The sequence below is a fragment of the uncultured Azonexus sp. genome, from assembly GCF_937982035.1.
Lineage (GTDB): Bacteria > Pseudomonadota > Gammaproteobacteria > Burkholderiales > Rhodocyclaceae > Azonexus.
Genome location: NZ_CALJNI010000005.1, coordinates 88,386 through 105,349 on the forward strand (window position 1 = coordinate 88,386; position 16,964 = coordinate 105,349).

A 16,964-nucleotide genomic window follows, 5' to 3' on the forward strand; every position below is an offset into this window, starting at 1 on the left:
GACAAAATTTCAATCAAACCATTGAGATAGCGACGAAAACTGAGGCACTTACTCAGGAGGCGTCAACCACGGTCAACGCCGTCATGTTGACGATGCGGCGGACGGTGGCCGTCGGCGTCAGGATGTTTACCGGCCGTGCCGCCCCAAGCAGGATCGGTCCGACGGTCAGGTTGTCGCCGGCCGCCACCTTGAGCAGGTTGAACGAGATGTTCGCCGCGTCCAGCGTCGGCATCACCAGCAGGTTGGCCTGCCCCTTGAGGCGGGAATTGGGGAAGGTCACCTGGCGGATCTGCTCGTCGAGCGCGGCGTCGCCGTGCATTTCGCCTTCGACTTCGAGTTCCGGCGCACGTCGGTTGAGTTCGCCGAGCACCTCGCGCATCTTCACCGCGGTCGGCGTGTCCTCGGTACCGAAAGAGGAATGCGACAGCAGCGCCACCTTGGGAACGATGCCGAAATTGCGGATTTCCTCGGCCGCCATCAAGGTCATGTCGACCAGTTGTTCGGCACTCGGATCGTAATTCACGTAGGTGTCCGCGATGAACACGGTGCGACCGGGCAGCAGCAGCAGATTCATCGTGTAGTAACGATCATGCTCGGCGCGGGTGCCGATGACATTCTCAACATATTCGCGATGCGTGTCGTGACGACCGAAAGTGCCGCAGATCAGGCCGTCGGCGTAACCGAGGCGGACCATCAAGGCGCCATAGAGCGTATTACGGCGGCGCACTTCGCGGCGCGCGTAGTCGGGCGAGACGCCCTTACGCTGCATGATGCCGTAGTAGGTCTGCCAGAACTCGTCGAAGTGGGCGTCGAAGAAGGCATTGTTCTCCGAGTGGATGATCTCGAAATCCTCACCTTCGCGGATGCGCAGGCCGGCAGCCTCGATCCGCCGCAGGATTTCGGCCGGTCGGCCGATCAACACCGGGCGGGCGATTCCCTCGTCGCGGATGACCTGGATCGCGCGCAGCACGCGCTCGTCCTCGCCCTCGGCAAAGACGATGCGCTTGGGCGCCAGTCGCGCCTGGGCGAACACCGGCTTCATGATCAGGCCGGAGTGATAGACGAATTCGTTCAGCCCCTGCAGGTAGGCGTCCCAGTCCTGGATCGGCCGCGTCGCGACGCCCGAATCCATGCCGGCCTGCGCCACGGCCGGCGCAATCTTGACGATCAAGCGCGGGTCGAAGGGCTTGGGAATCAGATATTCCGGGCCGAAGCCGGAAATCTTCTCGCCGTAGGCCGAAGCGACCACGTCCGACTGCTCGGCACGAGCGAGTTCGGCGATGGCCTTGACCGCCGCCATCTTCATTTCCTCGGTGATCGTCGTCGCACCGACGTCGAGCGCACCGCGGAAAATGAACGGAAAACAGAGGACGTTATTGACCTGGTTCGGGTAGTCCGACCGGCCGGTACACATGATCGCGTCGTCGCGCACGGCCTTGACCTGCTCGGGCAGGATTTCCGGCGTCGGGTTGGCGAGCGCCATGATCACCGGCCGGGGCGCCATTTTCGCGACCATTTCCGGCTTGAGTACGCCGCCGGCCGACAGGCCAAGGAAGACATCCGCGTCGGCGATCACTTCGCCCAGCGACCGGGCGTCGGTCTTCTTGGCGTAGCGCGCCTTGATCTCATCCATTTCCTCGACGCGGCCTTCGTAGACCACGCCCTTGATGTCGGTGACCCAGATGTTCTCGACCGGCGCCCCCAGCATGACCAACAGGTCGAGACAGGCGAGCGCCGCAGCGCCGGCGCCGGAAGTGACGATCTTGACCTTGGACAGGTCCTTGCCGATCAAATGCAGGCCGTTGAGGATGGCCGCACCGACGACGATCGCCGTACCGTGCTGGTCGTCGTGGAAGACCGGAATCTTCATCCGCTCGCGCAGCTTCTTTTCAATGTAGAAACACTCGGGCGCCTTGATGTCCTCGAGGTTGATGCCGCCAAAGGTCGGCTCCAGCGAGGCAATGGTCTCGATCAGCTTGTCAGGATCGCGTTCTTCGATCTCGAGATCGAAGACGTCGATGTTGGCGAACTTCTTGAACAGCACACCCTTGCCTTCCATGACCGGCTTGGCAGCAAGCGGACCAATCGCGCCGAGGCCGAGGACGGCAGTGCCGTTGGTGATGACGCCAACCAGGTTGGCGCGGGCGGTCAGGGTGCTGGCTTCGGCCGGATCGGCGACGATTTCCTCGCAGGCGAAGGCAACACCTGGCGAATAGGCCATCGACAGATCGTACTGATTGGTCAGCTGCTTGATCGGCGTGACCGCGATCTTGCCCGGCTTCGGATGACGGTGATAGTAAAGCGCGGCCTCGCGCAGCTGCCTGGGATCCATGTCTTCCTCCGTTTTATATCGTGAAATACGGTTTTGTGATGCGATAAATTATATCAGCTTGGCGGCTTTTGTTCATTTCGGACATCACTTAGATACGAAAAGTCAAGTAGCTATTTACCCTGATTTGATGCATAATTACGGGCTTCCCAGCCGACGGCCTCCAGCCGCTCGCAGTCTTGGTGGCAGCTCCCGGCGACTGGCGTGAAACCTAGCTATTTCAGTAACTTAGAGAGAGACATCGCCATGACCGCACCGCTGAATGCACCAGATTACGTCAAACACGAAGGCCTGAAAAAATGGGTCGCCGAGATTGCTGCGCTGACCCAGCCCGACCGCATCTACTGGGCCGATGGTTCGCAGGCAGAGTATGACCGTCTGTGTGCGGAAATGGTTGAAGCCGGCACCCTGATCAAGCTGAACCCGGAAAAGCGCCCGAACTCCTACCTGGCCTTCTCCGACCCGTCCGACGTCGCCCGCGTCGAAGACCGTACCTACATCTGCTCCGCAAACAAGGAAGACGCCGGCCCGACCAACAACTGGGAAGAACCGGCCAAGATGCGCGAAACCCTGAATGGCCTCTTCAAGGGCTGCATGAAGGGCCGCACGATGTACGTCATCCCGTTCTCGATGGGCCCGCTCGGTTCGCCGATCGCCCACATCGGCGTGGAAATTTCCGACTCCGCCTACGTCGTCGTCAACATGCGCACGATGACCCGCATGGGCGCCAAGGTGTTTGACGTGCTCGGCACCAATGGCGAATTCGTCCCCTGCGTGCATACCGTCGGCGCCCCGCTCGAAGCCGGCCAGAAGGATGTCGCCTGGCCGTGCAACCCGACCGTCAAGTACATCGTGCACTACCCGGAAACCCGCGAGATCTGGTCCTACGGCTCCGGCTACGGCGGCAACGCCCTGCTCGGCAAGAAGTGCTTCGCGCTGCGCATCGCCTCGAACATGGCCCGCGACCAGGGCTGGCTGGCCGAACACATGCTCATCCTCGGCGTCGAATCGCCGGAAGGTGAAAAGACCTACGTCGCTGCCGCCTTCCCGTCGGCCTGCGGCAAGACCAACTTCGCCATGCTGATCCCGCCCGAGCCGATGAACGGCTGGAAGATCACCACCATCGGCGACGACATCGCCTGGATCAAGCCGCGCCTCGACGCCGACGGCATCACCCGTTTCTACGCGATCAACCCGGAAGCCGGCTTCTTCGGCGTTGCCCCGGGCACCTCGGCCAAGACCAACTACAACGCCCTGGCCACGCTCAAGGAAAACATCATCTTCACCAACGTCGCACTGACCGACGACGGCGACGTGTGGTGGGAAGGCCTGACCAAGGAAGCCCCGGCGCACCTGATCGACTGGCAGGGCAAGGACTGGACGCCGGAAGACGGCAAGGCCGGCAAGAAGGCCGCCCACGCCAACTCGCGCTTCACCGCCCCGGCCAACCAGTGCCCGTCGGTTGATCCGGCCTGGGAAGACCCCGCCGGCGTGCCGATCTCCGCCTTCATCTTCGGCGGCCGTCGCGCCACCACCGTGCCGCTGGTGTACCAGGCCTTCAACTGGAACTACGGCGTCTACATGGCTGCCACCCTCGGCTCGGAAACCACCGCCGCCGCCTTCGGCCAGCAGGGTGTCGTCCGCCGCGACCCGTTCGCCATGCTGCCGTTCTGCGGCTACCACATGGGCGACTACTTCAACCACTGGCTGAAGATGGGCAAAACCGTCGATGCCACGCCGAAGATCTTCTGCGTGAACTGGTTCCGCATGAACGAGAAGGGCGAGTTCATGTGGCCGGGCTTCGGCGACAACATGCGCGTACTGAAATGGATCGTCGACCGCTGCAAGGGCACCGTCGCCGCCAAGGAAACCGTGCTCGGCTGGATGCCGAAGTTCGAGGACATCGACTGGACCGGCCTGGACATCAACAAGGATGACTTCGAGGCCCTGACCACCATCGACGCCGACGCCTGGAAGGCCGAACTGGCCGGCCACAAGGAGTGGTTCGACAAGATGGGCGAGAAGATGCCGCGCGAACTCGTGCTCAAACGCGAACTGTTCGAAATGGGCATCTTCAAGGACGCTGCATAAGTATTGCCTAAGCGATAATCAAACGGCCACCTGCGGGTGGCCGTTTTCCTTTGGAGAGCCCATGTACCGTCCTGCCGCCCGTCTCGCCGACATCGAACCCTTCCACGTCGTCGAACTGTTGACCCGCGCCCGCCAGCTCGAAGCCGAGGGCCGCGACATCATCCACATGGAAGTCGGCGAACCGGACTTCCCGACGCCGGAACCGATCGCCCAGGCGGCCATCAACGCCATCGCCGGCGGCAAGACGATGTACACGCAGGCCTTCGGCCTGCCCGAACTGCGCCAGGCAATCAGCGATTTCTACCGCCAACGTTACGGCGTCGACGTACCGGCCCGCCGCATCGCCGTGACCAACGGCGCCTCCGGCGCGCTCAACCTTGCCTTCGCCTGCCTGACCAACCCCGGCGACGAATGGCTGCTGGCCGACCCCGGCTACCCGTGCAACCGCCACATCCTGCGCACCTACGAAGGTCGACCGCAAGCCATCGCCGTCGGCCCGGAAAGCAACTTCCAGCCGACGCCGGCGCAGGTCGGCGCGGCCTGGAACGCGCGCACCGCCGGCCTGCTGGTCGCCTCGCCGGCCAACCCGACCGGCACGCTGCTGACGCTGCCGGAAATCGCTGCACTAGCAGACATCTGCCGCACTCGCAACGGCCACTTCATGGTCGACGAGATTTACCACGGCCTCACCTACGCCCCGAAGGAAGTCCCCTTGGGGGACGAATGCGATGCACCAACCGCCTGCGCCGCCGGCGACGACATCTGGGTGATCAACAGCTTCTCCAAGTATTTCCAGATGACCGGCTGGCGCCTGGGCTGGATGGTGATTCCCGAGCCCTACCTGCGCGACGTCGAGAAGCTGGCGCAGAACCTGGTCCTGTGCCCGTCGACGCCGGCACAGCACGCCGCGCTGGCGGCTTTCCGGCCGGAAACCATCGCCATCCTGGAAGAACGCCGGGCCGAATTCCGCCGTCGCCGCGATTTCCTGGCACCGGCGCTGGAAGCACTTGGCTTTCGCATCACCGCCCGCCCGGAAGGCGCTTTCTACCTGTATTGCGACAGCTCGGCGCTGGCCGCCGACAGTTTTGCGCTGGCTCGCGACCTGCTGGAAAAAACCGGCGTCGCCGCCACACCGGGGCTGGATTTCGGCGCCAACGCGCCGGAGAAACACATCCGCTTCGCCTACACCACCGGCGTTGACCGACTGGCCGAGGCGGTCGAGCGCCTACGCCGTTACTTCGGGCGGTAAGTCGAGGTCGGGATGACGGGCGGCCAGCGCCGCCCAGTCGAAATGCGGCCCGGGATCGCTCTTGCGCCCCGGCGCGATATCGCTGTGACCAGCGACGGCGGCAATCGGATAACGCTGGCGCAAGGCATCGAGCAAGGGCCACAAGGCGGCGTACTGAGCCTCGGTGAACGGCAGTTCGTCGCAACCTTCCAGTTCGATGCCGACCGAGTAATCGTTGCAGTTATCCCGCCCGCACCAGGTCGACCGACCGGCATGCCAGGCGCGCCGGTCGCAACCGACGAACTGGATCACACGACCGTCGCGGCGGACATAGAAATGCGCCGATACCTGCAGCCCGGCAATCTCGGCAAAGTAAGGATGGGCGCCGGCATCAAGGCGGTTGAGGAAGAAATCCTCGACCCAGTTGCCGCCAAATTCGCCGGGCGGCAGGCTGATGTTATGGACGACGACCAGCGAGACTTCAACAGCCGCCGGCCGCTCGCCGAAATTGGGTGAGTCCAGCCGTTCAGCCGCAAGCCACCAGCCGCCGTCGCACCAGCTCATTCGATGCCCAGCCGTTCCAGCCGGTAACGCAGGGAACGAAAAGTCACGCCGAGCAGCCTCGCCGCCGCCGTGCGGTTGCCCTCGGTTTGCTGCAGCGCTTCCAGGATGGCGTGGCGCTCCAGGCGGTTCAGGTATTCGTCCAGGCTTTCGCTGCCGCGCCCCTGACCATCGCCCCCGCCTCCGCCAATCTCCTCGGGTTCGAGGTGCAGGTCTTCGGGACCGATTTCGTCGCCGACGCAGAGTGCCGTCGCCCGCTCGAGGATGTTCTCCAGTTCGCGCACGTTACCGGGGAAGGAATACAACTGCAGCGCCTTGATCGCCGCCGCCGACAGCCGCGGATGCACCGCGCCGCACAGCTTGTTGAGAATGCTGTCGACCAGCGGCGCGATGTCTTCCATGCGCTCGCGCAAAGGTGGCATGCGCAACTCGATGACGTTGAGCCGGTAGTAGAGATCCTGGCGGAACTTGCCCTGGTCGACGCATTCGCGCAGATTGCGATGGGTGGCGCAGATGATGCGCAGATCGACCGGCTCTTCGGTGACGTTGCCGACCTTGCGCACGCGCTTTTCCTGGATGGCACGCAGCAGCTTGACCTGCATCGCCAGCGGCAGGTCGGCGACTTCGTCGAGGAACAGGGTGCCGCCGTTAGCCGCCTGGAAAAAACCGTCGCGATCGCCGTCGGCGCCGGTAAAGGCGCCCTTGCGGTAACCGAAGAACTCGCTCTCCATCAGGTTTTCGGGAATCGCCCCGCAATTGACCGGGACGAAAGGCCCGCTGCTGCGCGCGCTGCGGGCGTGGATCAGGCGCGCCGCCAGTTCCTTGCCGGAACCGGACTCGCCGGAAATATAGATCGGCGCCTGGCTGCGCGCCATTTTCTCGATCATCTCGCGAACCTGCTGCATGCTCGGCGAATCGCCGGTCAGCGCCCGCAATTCGTCGCTCTGACCGCTTTCGCTGGGCAGCCGCAAAGCCGAGCGGACCAGGGCCCGCAACTGCTCCAGGCCGACTGGCTTGGCCAGGTAATCGAAGGCCCCGGCCTTGAGTGCGGCGACGGCATTTTCGGCGCTGCCCCAGGCGGTGATCACCGCCACCGGCAGGCTGGGATGATGCTCGCCGATATAGCGGACGATTTCCAGCCCCTCGCCGTCGGGCAGGCGCATGTCGGTCAGGCACAACTGGAAGGAGGACGCTGCCAGCAGTGCCTTGGCCTCGGCAACCGAGCCGGCGCATTCCGCCGCCAGCCCCATGCGAGCCAGGGTCAGGTCGATCAATTCGCGGATGTCGGCCTCGTCGTCGATGACGAGGACACGGTTCAACTCGCCGCGGGGGCGTCGTTCGCTACGGCTGACTGACACGTATCGCTTCTCCCGGAAACAATGAAATGACCGCCCCCTCCCCCAGCCTTGAGGACCAGCGCACCGCCGTTGGCCACGCACAACTCGCGCGCGATGAACAGGCCGAGCCCGGTACCGAGCGTGTGAGTGGTGAAAAACGGCTCGAAAATCTGGTCGCGCAAGGCTTCGGGGACCCCGGGGCCGTCGTCGATCACATGCAATTCTACCCGCCCCGGCACGTCTTCCCCGGCAAACACGATCCGCACCGACCCCGGCCCGCGCGACGCATGCCGCAAGGCATTGCCGACCAGGTTCCAGAGCACCTGGTGCAGATGCGAGCGGTCGAAGCAGATCATCTTGCCCGGAGGAACGTCGAGCGCGATGGTCGATGCCGGCAGGTTCTCGTTGGCCAGCAGCTCCACGGCAAAATTGCCGAGAAACTCGCGCAGGGCGATCGCTTCAACCTGCGCCTGATTCTGCCGACCGAGTTCGAGCACGTCGCTGACGATCCGGTCCAGCCGGGCCGTGTTGTCGCCGATGATGCGCAGCAGCCGCTCGAAAATCTCGCCGCGCCGCTCCTCGTGCAACAACTCCGAAGCATGGCTGATGGCCGACAGCGGATTGCGAATCTCGTGCGCAATGCTCGCCGTCAATCGCCCGAGCGCAGCCAGTTTCAACTGTTTGGCCTGCTCCTTGATCCGGCCGACGTCCTCGACAAAGATCAGCACATCGCCGTCGGTACTGGCGGTGGACTCGAAGCGCGCCCCGAGTTCGCTATTGCCGGCACCGAAAAACAGGAGGGTATCGTTACCGCCGGCCAGCCAGTGCGCCAGCCCGGCGGCCAGCGTCGGCGCATTGGCCGCCAGTTGGCCGGCCACCGACGGCAGGCCGAGCAGGCGCGCGGCCATCGGGTTGTAGCGGACGACCTGGCCGTCGGGTGCAACGATCAGCACCCCGTCCTGCATGCGCTCGACCACCCGCTGATTGATGCGGATCTGGTTGTCCAGCGCGATGCCGCGCCGGCGCGCCAGATCCTCGTTGATCATGATGCGCTGGCCGAGCAGGCGGGCCAGGATGGCGGTGGCGAAATACCCCGCCGACAGGAAGCCGGCCTGGACGATGCTGCCCGGATCGAAGCCGCGATAAAGGATGCCGAAACTCTGCGACATCAGTGCCGCCAAGGTCGCCAGCGCCGCGTAGAAGAGCACCAGCCGGCCCTGGCCGACCAGACTGGCGGCCGCCAGCGAGATCAGCAGGACCAGTCCGAGTCCGCTACTGACGCCGCCGGCGATGAACATCAGTACACTGATCACCAGGACGTCGGCCAGAACCTGGAACGATAGCTGGAAATTGAAATGCTGCTGCCAGAAGCGGGCCAGGAAATACCCGGAAACCATGGCGGCGAAATAGGCCCCGACCAGCGTATACAGCAAGGCCGAAGGCAACAGGTTGAGACGGACGTTCCACTCGCTCGGGAACAGCAGACCGAGCAGGCACAGACCGCCGAGCAGCAGGCGGTACAGCACGAAGTAGCGGAAGGAGCGCCAGTTAGGCTCCCAAGTGGTGGTCAGCCAGCCCTGCACGATCAGTCGCCGCCGCTGCGCCCGGCCCGGCGGTGCGCCTCGTTGCAGAAATACGCGTCACCGTCGACGACCGCGTCGCTCTCCGGCAGATGTACCCCGCAATGGGCGCAACGCACCATCCGTTCCGGTGTCCGCGGTGGCGCGTCATTGCCGCCGCTGTCGTCCCCGGCGCGCTTTTTCCACGCCCACCAGACAATCAGCAGCAGGACCAGCAACAGGAGATATTTCAGCATGTGCGTCTCGTCACAGTGGGCGCTCGACCCATTCGATGATCGCCTGCCACTGCTCGATGTCCCGCTCGGCGCGCGAACGCGGCAGGTCGAACAGGGTCATGCCGGCGGCTGCCGCCTGGACGTAGACCTGGGTGTCGCGCAGGTAGGCGAGCACCGGCAGATCGAAGCCGGCAAAAAACCGTTCCAGTTCGGCGGCCGCACGCGTGCGCGCATCGACCCGCATGCCGATCACGGCGACGTCGGCGCGGCCTTTGCGCACCGCCTTCTCGTCGAGCAGGGCCTCGAGAAAATGGCGGGTTGCGCGCATGTCGAACATCGACGGCTGCACCGGAACGATGACCCGGGTCGACAGCTTGAGCACCTTGTCGAGCAGCTTGCCGTTCAGTCCGGCCGGCGTATCGAGCACGACGTGCGAGGTGCCCTTGGGCGGCCGGGCGATGTTGTCCGGGCCGATCTCCCAGGTGTCGATGGTCGGTAGTTCGAAAGGCCGGGTCGCCAGCCATTCGCTCGACGACAGCTGGCGGTCGATGTCGCCCAGCATCACCTCGTGGCCGCGGCTGGCAAAGTACCCGGCCAGATTGGTCGCCAGCGTGCTTTTGCCGGAACCGCCCTTGGGGTTGGCAACGAGGAAGCCCTTCATGCACCGCGCTCCTTCTTGTCGAGAATGCGCCGCACCAGATTGACGTGCTCGCGCAAGGTGTAGACCAGATCGGTGAAGCCCAGCGGCACATGCAGCTCGGCCGCCTCTTCGTCGAGCGCATCAAGCCGGCTGCGGTATTCCGGCAGGCGCTCGCGGTCGAAATGGTTCTTCAGGTCGTCCTCGAGAAATTTCAGCTCGCCGTAGCACCGGAACACCTTGGAGCGCACCCGCCAGCTATACAGTGCCGGCGCCACCCGCATCAGCGGAATCAGCAGGGCGATCACCGGCAGCAGCAGGACGAACATGCGATCGACCAGCACCGCCAGCCAGAACGGCAGGTAGCGCTGCAGGAAGGGCGGGCCCGACTTGAAGAAACGCTCGGCTTCCGACGACAGCGGCAGCATGCCGTCCATGTACGCCGGGAACTCGTTGGCCGTCTGGAAAAAACCCGGTCGCCCATGGACCTGACGCGCCGCCTGCAGCAGCAGGTTCTGCAGTGCCGGATGCAGGTCCTCGCTGACCACCAGACTGGCAGTCGGCGCCAGCACCCGCGTATCCTCGGGCGGGAAATCGCGAACCAGGTCGGCAACACCCTTGGGCATGGTCAGCCGGGTCAGGAAGGGGTAGCGGCGCTCGTAGGCAAAGGACTGCGAAAAGCTCATCAGTTTGACGTCCGGCGAGCGCAGCAGCACCTGGACCACCGGCGCATGTTCGGCGGCGATGATGAAGGCGGCGTCGATACGCCCCTGCTGCAATTCCTCGGCAGCATCCAGGCCGGAAATCGGCACCGTGTTGCTGCGGAAATCGACCTCGTTGTCGTCGAGCAAACGTTGCGCCAGATGGCGGATGCCGGAACCTTCCTGGCCGATGGCGATGCGCTTGCCCTGCAGGTCGCTCAGGCGGTCGATGGTCTTGCCACGGTAAAAGACCCAGACCGGCTCGTAGAACATGCTGCCCAGCGAAAGCAGGCCATGATCCTCCGGCTCGCCGTCGATCTCGGCATCCGGCGACGGCTCGATGACACCGCCCTGGACGAAGCCGATCTGCGCTTCACCATTCTTCAGGCGTTCCAGGTTGTGCAGGGAACCTTCCGAAGGCAGGACCTCCAGGGTGATCCCGTCGCGCGCCAGGATCGCCGCGTAGCGTTTGGCGAACTGGTAATACGCGCCACTCTCGCCGCCGGCGGTCATGACCACATGCTTCGGCGGCGCCGGCTCGACGAACTGGTAGGCAACGACGAAGCCGAGCCCGGCGATCAGGAATATCCACCACGCCGTCGCCACGAGGTCGCGCAGGGAAACGAGTCCAGCCTTGATTTTCGCCATCATGCCTTGGTCACGGAAAACATTCCGGTCAGCGTCAAAATGCCGAGGGTATCACCGAGCCGCCCGGCGATCTACCGCAGCCGGCTGCCAAATCACACCGGCGTCAGCTTGGCGTACTCCAGCGCCAGCCATTTCATGCCGGCGCCGCCGCCGAAATTGACCTGCACCCGGGCATCGGCGCCGCGCCCCTCGGTGGCGACGATGACGCCGAGACCGAACTTGGCATGCTCGACGTTCTGGCCGATACGCAGCCCGCCGGCCACCGGCTCGCTGCTGGCGGCGGCATAGCCGCCCCAGGTCGGCGCCGGGGCCGCGGCCTTCTTGTTGAGCTTGAGCAGCAGTTCCTCGGGAATCTCGTCGAAGAAGGACGAGGCCGTGCAATAACGCGTCTGCCCATGCAGCATCCGGGTCTGCGCGCAGGACAGGTAAAGCCGCTGGCGGGCGCGGGTGACCGCGACGTACATCAGGCGGCGCTCTTCCTCCAGCCCGTCGCGCCCCTCGCTGACCGCGTTCTCGTGCGGAAACAGGCCCTGCTCCAGACCACTGATGAAGACGACGTCGAACTCCAGGCCCTTGGCCGCGTGCACCGACATCAACTGAACCGCTTCCTGGCCCTCGCCGGCCTGGTGCTCGCCGGATTCGAGCGAGGCGTGGGCGAGGAAGGAGGCGAGCGCGCCGCCTTCGCCGAGCGCGCCTTCGTCGTCAACGAAAGTGGCGGCGGCATTGATCAGTTCGTCGAGGTTCTCCAGGCGCTCCTGGCCTTCCTTTTCCAGCCGGTAATGCTGGGCCAGGCCGGACTTCTCGACGACATGCTCGATGATCTCGGGCAGCGGCAGCTTCTCGGTTTCCTGGCGCAGCGTCTCGACCAGCCGGATGAAGGCGCCGACGGTCTGACCGGCCTTGCCGGTCAGCGAGGCGGCGGCGTTGTAGAGGCTGGAATTCATCTGGTGCGCGGCAGCCTGCAGGTTTTCCAGCGAGCGGGCGCCGATGCCGCGAGTCGGGAAGTTCACGACGCGGAGGAAGGCGGTGTCGTCGTCCGGGTTGCCGAGCAGGCGCAGGTAGGCGAGCGCGTGCTTGACTTCCTGGCGCTCGAAGAAGCGCAGGCCGCCATAAACCTTGTAGGGCACGCCCTTGGTGAACAACTCGTGTTCGAGCACGCGCGACTGGGCATTCGAACGGTAGAGGATGGCGCATTGCGTCGCCGGCACGCCGTCGCGGACCAGTTCGCGGACTTCGTCGACGATGAAACGCGCCTCGTCGATGTCCGAATAGGCTTCGAAGGCGCGGATCGGCTCGCCGTCGCCGGCGTCGGTCCACAGGTTCTTCCCCAGACGCTCGCGGTTGTACTTGATGATGGCGTTGGCAGCGGCGAGGATGTTGCCGTGCGAGCGGTAGTTCTGCTCGAGGCGGATGATGTTGTCGGCACAGTAGTCACGCTCGAAGTCGCGCATGTTGCCGACCTCGGCGCCGCGGAAGCGGTAGATCGACTGGTCGTCGTCGCCGACCGCAAAGAGCCTGGCGCCGCCGCCGGCGAGCAGTTGCAGCCAGGCGTACTGCAGCTTGTTGGTATCCTGGAACTCGTCGACCAGGATGTGCCGGAAACGCTGCTGGTAATGCGTGCGTAGCGGCTCGTTGCGCTGCAGCAGCTCGAAGCAGCGCAGCAACAGCTCGGCGAAGTCGCAGACGCCCTCGCGGTTGCACTGGGCCTCGTACTCGGCGTAAATCTCGACGCGCTTCTGCGTGTAGTGGTCGTACACCTCGGCCTGGCCGGCGCGCACGCCCTGCTCCTTGTGCGCGTTGATGAAATGGCACAGCTCGCGCGGCGGGTATTTCTCGTCGTCGATGTTGAGATTCTTCAGCAGGCGCTTGACCATCGCCAGTTGGTCGGCCGAATCGAGGATCTGGAAAGTCTGCGGCAGACCCGCCTCGCGGTAGTGCGCGCGCAGCAGCCGGTTGCACAGGCCGTGGAAGGTGCCGATCCACATCCCGCGCACGTTGATCGGCACCAGCGCCGACAGGCGCGCACTCATCTCCTTGGCCGCCTTGTTGGTGAAGGTCACCGCCATCACGCCGTGCGGCCCGACCTGGCCGGTCGAAATCAGCCACGCGATGCGCGTCGTCAGTACTCGCGTCTTGCCGCTGCCGGCGCCGGCCAGGATCAGCGCATGCACCGGCGGCAGCGTCACGGCCTGCAGTTGAGGAGGATTGAGGTTGGCGAGCAGATCGGGCATGGTTTGGACTGGTCACATAAACAGTCCGCCAGTGTACAATGCCCGCCGCCAGCAAAGGACAAATGGTCGGACCAATTTGTTGCATTTGTGCAACGCAACATTTACTTAAGGGTTATCCACTAATGACCCACAGGTCACGGCAACGTATACTGGAAGCAAATAAATATTGCAGTGCACAAAACTTTTTTGCCCACAAGGCAGTCGATACAGAAGTGGTCACCGCCACGATCGTAAAAGGAGCAGCAAGATGAACAGCATGAAGTCACCGAAGATCCTCCCGTGGATCGCCAAGAAAGCCGGCATCAGTGAAGAACTGGCGCTCAAGCTGTGGCGCCGCGCCGTCGGCGAAGCCGAGTACCTGACCGGAAAATCCGAAGGCTCCGAATTCTGCGGCCTGGCCATTGAGCGCTTCCTGTCCATCGTCGAGGACGAAGCCGGTTCGCTGTCCACCGGCAAGCTCAACCCGGCCCCGCAACTGACCTGGATGTGGCGCCACCAGACCCGCATGTCGCTGCTCTCGCTGATGGCGGCGCAGAATGCCTACCGTTGCTGGCAGAGCACCTGGAACGACATGGTCGGCCAAAAAAAAGCCGCCTGACCGGACGTCGTTGATGTCCGGCCCGGGGCGGCGCAAATCGACGCCGCTCCGGGGAACCGTAACAGAACCGGGGGCAAAATGCCCCCTTCCTGCCGGCGAGCGCAGGACGCGCTGAAAACCGGGGAGAAACCGGGCCGCGCAACCGCTATAATTCGCGGTTTGATCGACGCCTTTCAGCAAGAACGCTCCCCATGCCCATGCAGGAAAAATACACCCCGGCCGACCTTGAGCGCGCCGCCCAGCAACACTGGGACGAAACCGGTGCCGCCCGCGCCGTCGAAGACGCCAGCAAACCCAAGTACTACTGCCTGTCGATGTTCCCGTATCCATCCGGGAAACTGCACATGGGCCACGTCCGTAACTACACGATCGGCGACGTGCTCTCGCGCTTCCACAAGATGCAGGGCTACAACGTGCTGCAGCCAATGGGCTGGGACGCCTTCGGCATGCCGGCCGAGAACGCCGCGCTGGCCAACAACGTGGCGCCAGCCGGGTGGACCTACTCGAACATCGACTACATGCGCTCGCAGCTGAAGTCGCTGGGCTTCGCCATCGACTGGCAGCGCGAATTCGCCACCTGCACGCCCGAGTACTACCGCTGGGAACAATGGCTGTTCACCCGCCTCTACGAAAAGGGCCTGGTGTACAAGAAGCTCGGCACCGTGAACTGGGACCCGGTCGACCATACCGTGCTCGCCAACGAGCAGGTCATCGACGGCCGCGGCTGGCGCTCCGGCGCACTGATCGAGAAGCGCGAGATCCCCATGTACTACATGAAGATCACCGCCTACGCCGAGGAACTGCTGGCCGAGCTCGACAACCTGCCGGGCTGGCCGGAGCAGGTGCGCCTGATGCAGAAGAACTGGATCGGCAAGAGCACCGGCGTGCGCTTCGCCTTCCCGCTGGCCGACAACGCCGAGGAAAAGCTGTGGGTGTTCACCACCCGCGCCGACACCATCATGGGCGTCACCTTCGTCGCCGTCGCCGCCGAACACCCGCTGGCCACCCGCGCCGCCGCCAACAATCCGGAACTTGCCGCCTTCATCGAGGAATGCAAGAAGGGCGGCGTTGCCGAAGCCGACATTGCGACGATGGAAAAGAAGGGCATGCCGACCGGCATCTACGTCAGCCACCCGCTGACCGGCGAAAAAGTTGAAGTCTGGGTCGGCAACTACGTGCTGATGAGCTACGGCGACGGCGCCGTGATGGCCGTGCCGGCGCACGACGAGCGCGACTTCGCCTTTGCCCTGAAATACAACTTGCCGATCAAGCAGGTCGTCGCCGTCGACGGCGAAAGCTTCAGCAACCAGCAATGGGCCGAGTGGTACGCCGACAAGGTCAAGGGCAAGCTGGTCAATTCCGGCAAGTACGACGGCCTCGGCTATGAAGCCGCCGTCGATGCGATTGCCGCCGACCTGGCTGCCAAGGGCCTGGGTGAAAAGAAGACCCAGTTCCGCCTGCGCGACTGGGGCATCAGCCGCCAGCGCTACTGGGGCTGCCCGATCCCGATCATCCATTGCCCGAGCTGCGGTGACGTGCCCGTGCCCGACGAGCAGTTGCCGGTCGTGCTGCCGGAGAACGTCGAGATCACCGGCGCCGGTTCGCCGCTGGCCAAGATGCCCGAGTTTTACGAAACCACTTGTCCGAAGTGCGGTGGTCACGCCAAGCGTGAAACCGACACCATGGACACTTTCTTCGAGTCGTCCTGGTACTTCCTGCGCTACGCCTGCCCGGACAACACCACGGCCATGGTCGACGAGCGCGTCGCCTACTGGTGTAAAGGCGGCATCGACCAGTACATCGGCGGCATCGAGCACGCCATCCTGCACCTGCTGTACTCGCGCTTCTTCACCAAGCTGATGCGCGACGTCGGCCTGATCGGCGACCTTGGCGAACCCTTCGCCAACCTGCTGACCCAGGGCATGGTCGTTGCCCCGACCTTCTACCGCGAACTCGACGGCGGCAAGAAGCAGTGGATCAACCCGGCCGATGTGGACGTCGTCACCGACGAGCGCGGCCGGCCGACTGGCGCCACCTTTCGCGCCGACGGTCTGCCGGTGGTCATCGGCGGCACCGAGAAGATGTCGAAGTCGAAGAACAACGGCGTCGACCCGCAGGCGCTGATCGACCAGTACGGTGCCGACACCGCCCGCCTGTTCATCATGTTCGCCTCGCCGCCGGACCAGTCGCTGGAATGGTCGGATGCCGGCGTCGAAGGCGCTTTCCGTTTCCTTCGCCGCCTGTGGAAGACGACTTACGACCACGTTCAGGGTGGCCTGGTCGCCGCCTGCACGAGCAACGACGGGTTGAGTTCGGCCCAGGCCGACCTGCGCCGCAAGCTGCACCAGACCATGGGCAAGGTCGCCGACGACTACGGCCGGCGCAAGCAGTTCAACACCGCCATCGCTGCCGTCATGGAGCTGCTCAACGCCTACGACAAGTGCGATCTGGCCGATGCCGCCGGCCGCGCGCTGGCCCAGGAAGTCCTGGAAAGCGCCGTGCTCCTGCTCTTCCCCATCGTCCCGCACATCGGCCAGGCGCTCTACAGCGAACTGAAGCCAGGTGCCGACGCCGGCCTCGCCACCTTCCCGAAGGCCGACGCGGCCGCGCTGAAGCAGGATGAAATCGAGCTGGTCGTCCAGGTCAACGGCAAGCTGCGCGGTGCCATCCGCGTCGCCGCCGAAGCCGACAAGGCGAGCATCGAAGCCGCCGCGCTGGCCAATCCCGACGCCCAGAAATTCATGGAAGGCAAGCCGGCGAAGAAGGTCATCGTCGTTCCGGGCCGCCTGGTCAATATCGTCGTCTGAG

Annotated in this window: 12 protein-coding genes; 4 read left to right on the forward strand and 8 right to left on the reverse strand. The window is 64.3% G+C overall.

Annotated elements, in window-relative coordinates; translation table 11 throughout:
• Positions 1 to 52: 52 nt before the first annotated feature.
• Positions 53 to 2,332 (reverse strand): NADP-dependent malic enzyme, encoded by a 2,280-nt coding sequence (locus Q0799_RS05260; protein WP_298395281.1) that lies wholly within the window; start codon positions 2,330 to 2,332, stop codon positions 53 to 55.
• A gap of 243 nt (positions 2,333 to 2,575) precedes the next feature.
• On the opposite strand from Q0799_RS05260, the gene Q0799_RS05265 reads away from it, so the two are divergent.
• Positions 2,576 to 4,420: a phosphoenolpyruvate carboxykinase (GTP) gene (locus Q0799_RS05265; protein WP_298395283.1), complete on the forward strand. Its 1,845-nt coding sequence runs from the start codon at positions 2,576 to 2,578 to the stop codon at positions 4,418 to 4,420.
• 61 nt (positions 4,421 to 4,481) lie between these two features.
• Positions 4,482 to 5,669 carry a pyridoxal phosphate-dependent aminotransferase gene (locus tag Q0799_RS05270; protein ID WP_298395285.1) on the forward strand — a complete coding sequence of 396 codons (1,188 nt, stop codon included), beginning with the start codon at positions 4,482 to 4,484 and terminating at the stop codon, positions 5,667 to 5,669.
• On the opposite strand, the gene ampD is transcribed toward Q0799_RS05270, so the two are convergent.
• The 7 genes from ampD to Q0799_RS05305 all read right to left on the reverse strand — a co-directional run bounded on the left by ampD (position 5,646) and on the right by Q0799_RS05305 (position 13,558).
• Complete coding sequence (gene ampD, locus Q0799_RS05275) at positions 5,646 to 6,212, reverse strand: 1,6-anhydro-N-acetylmuramyl-L-alanine amidase AmpD (protein ID WP_298395288.1); 567 nt, start codon at positions 6,210 to 6,212, stop codon at positions 5,646 to 5,648. The genes Q0799_RS05270 and ampD overlap by 24 nt on opposite strands.
• On the reverse strand, positions 6,209 to 7,567 hold the full coding sequence (locus Q0799_RS05280) for a sigma-54 dependent transcriptional regulator (protein WP_298395291.1): 1,359 nt from the start codon (positions 7,565 to 7,567) through the stop codon (positions 6,209 to 6,211). Before Q0799_RS05280 ends, ampD begins: the two co-directional genes overlap by 4 nt.
• Positions 7,525 to 9,129: an ATP-binding protein gene (locus Q0799_RS05285; protein WP_298395294.1), complete on the reverse strand. Its 1,605-nt coding sequence runs from the start codon at positions 9,127 to 9,129 to the stop codon at positions 7,525 to 7,527. The genes Q0799_RS05280 and Q0799_RS05285 overlap by 43 nt, the downstream gene beginning before the upstream one ends.
• A gap of 2 nt (positions 9,130 to 9,131) precedes the next feature.
• Complete coding sequence (locus Q0799_RS05290; protein ID WP_298395297.1) at positions 9,132 to 9,362, reverse strand: PP0621 family protein; 231 nt, start codon at positions 9,360 to 9,362, stop codon at positions 9,132 to 9,134.
• A gap of 10 nt (positions 9,363 to 9,372) precedes the next feature.
• Positions 9,373 to 10,002 carry a ParA family protein gene (locus Q0799_RS05295; RefSeq protein WP_298395300.1) on the reverse strand — a complete coding sequence of 210 codons (630 nt, stop codon included), beginning with the start codon at positions 10,000 to 10,002 and terminating at the stop codon, positions 9,373 to 9,375.
• A complete protein-coding gene (locus Q0799_RS05300; RefSeq protein ID WP_298395303.1) occupies positions 9,999 to 11,330 on the reverse strand; it encodes a TAXI family TRAP transporter solute-binding subunit in 1,332 nt (443 codons plus the stop codon). The genes Q0799_RS05295 and Q0799_RS05300 overlap by 4 nt, the downstream gene beginning before the upstream one ends.
• A gap of 89 nt (positions 11,331 to 11,419) precedes the next feature.
• Entirely contained in the window at positions 11,420 to 13,558 is a 2,139-nt protein-coding gene (locus Q0799_RS05305) for a UvrD-helicase domain-containing protein (protein ID WP_298395306.1), read from the reverse strand.
• A 247-nt stretch (positions 13,559 to 13,805) separates the two neighbouring features.
• Here Q0799_RS05305 and Q0799_RS05310 point away from each other — a divergent pair, with 247 nt between their 5' ends.
• Both Q0799_RS05310 and leuS read left to right on the forward strand, forming a co-directional pair.
• Positions 13,806 to 14,156 carry a hypothetical protein gene (locus Q0799_RS05310; RefSeq protein ID WP_298395310.1) on the forward strand — a complete coding sequence of 117 codons (351 nt, stop codon included), beginning with the start codon at positions 13,806 to 13,808 and terminating at the stop codon, positions 14,154 to 14,156.
• Between the two features lie 197 nt (positions 14,157 to 14,353).
• Positions 14,354 to 16,963, forward strand: a complete 2,610-nt coding sequence (gene leuS / locus Q0799_RS05315) for a leucine--tRNA ligase (protein WP_298395373.1) — start codon at positions 14,354 to 14,356, stop codon at positions 16,961 to 16,963.
• Position 16,964: the final 1 nt, after the last annotated feature.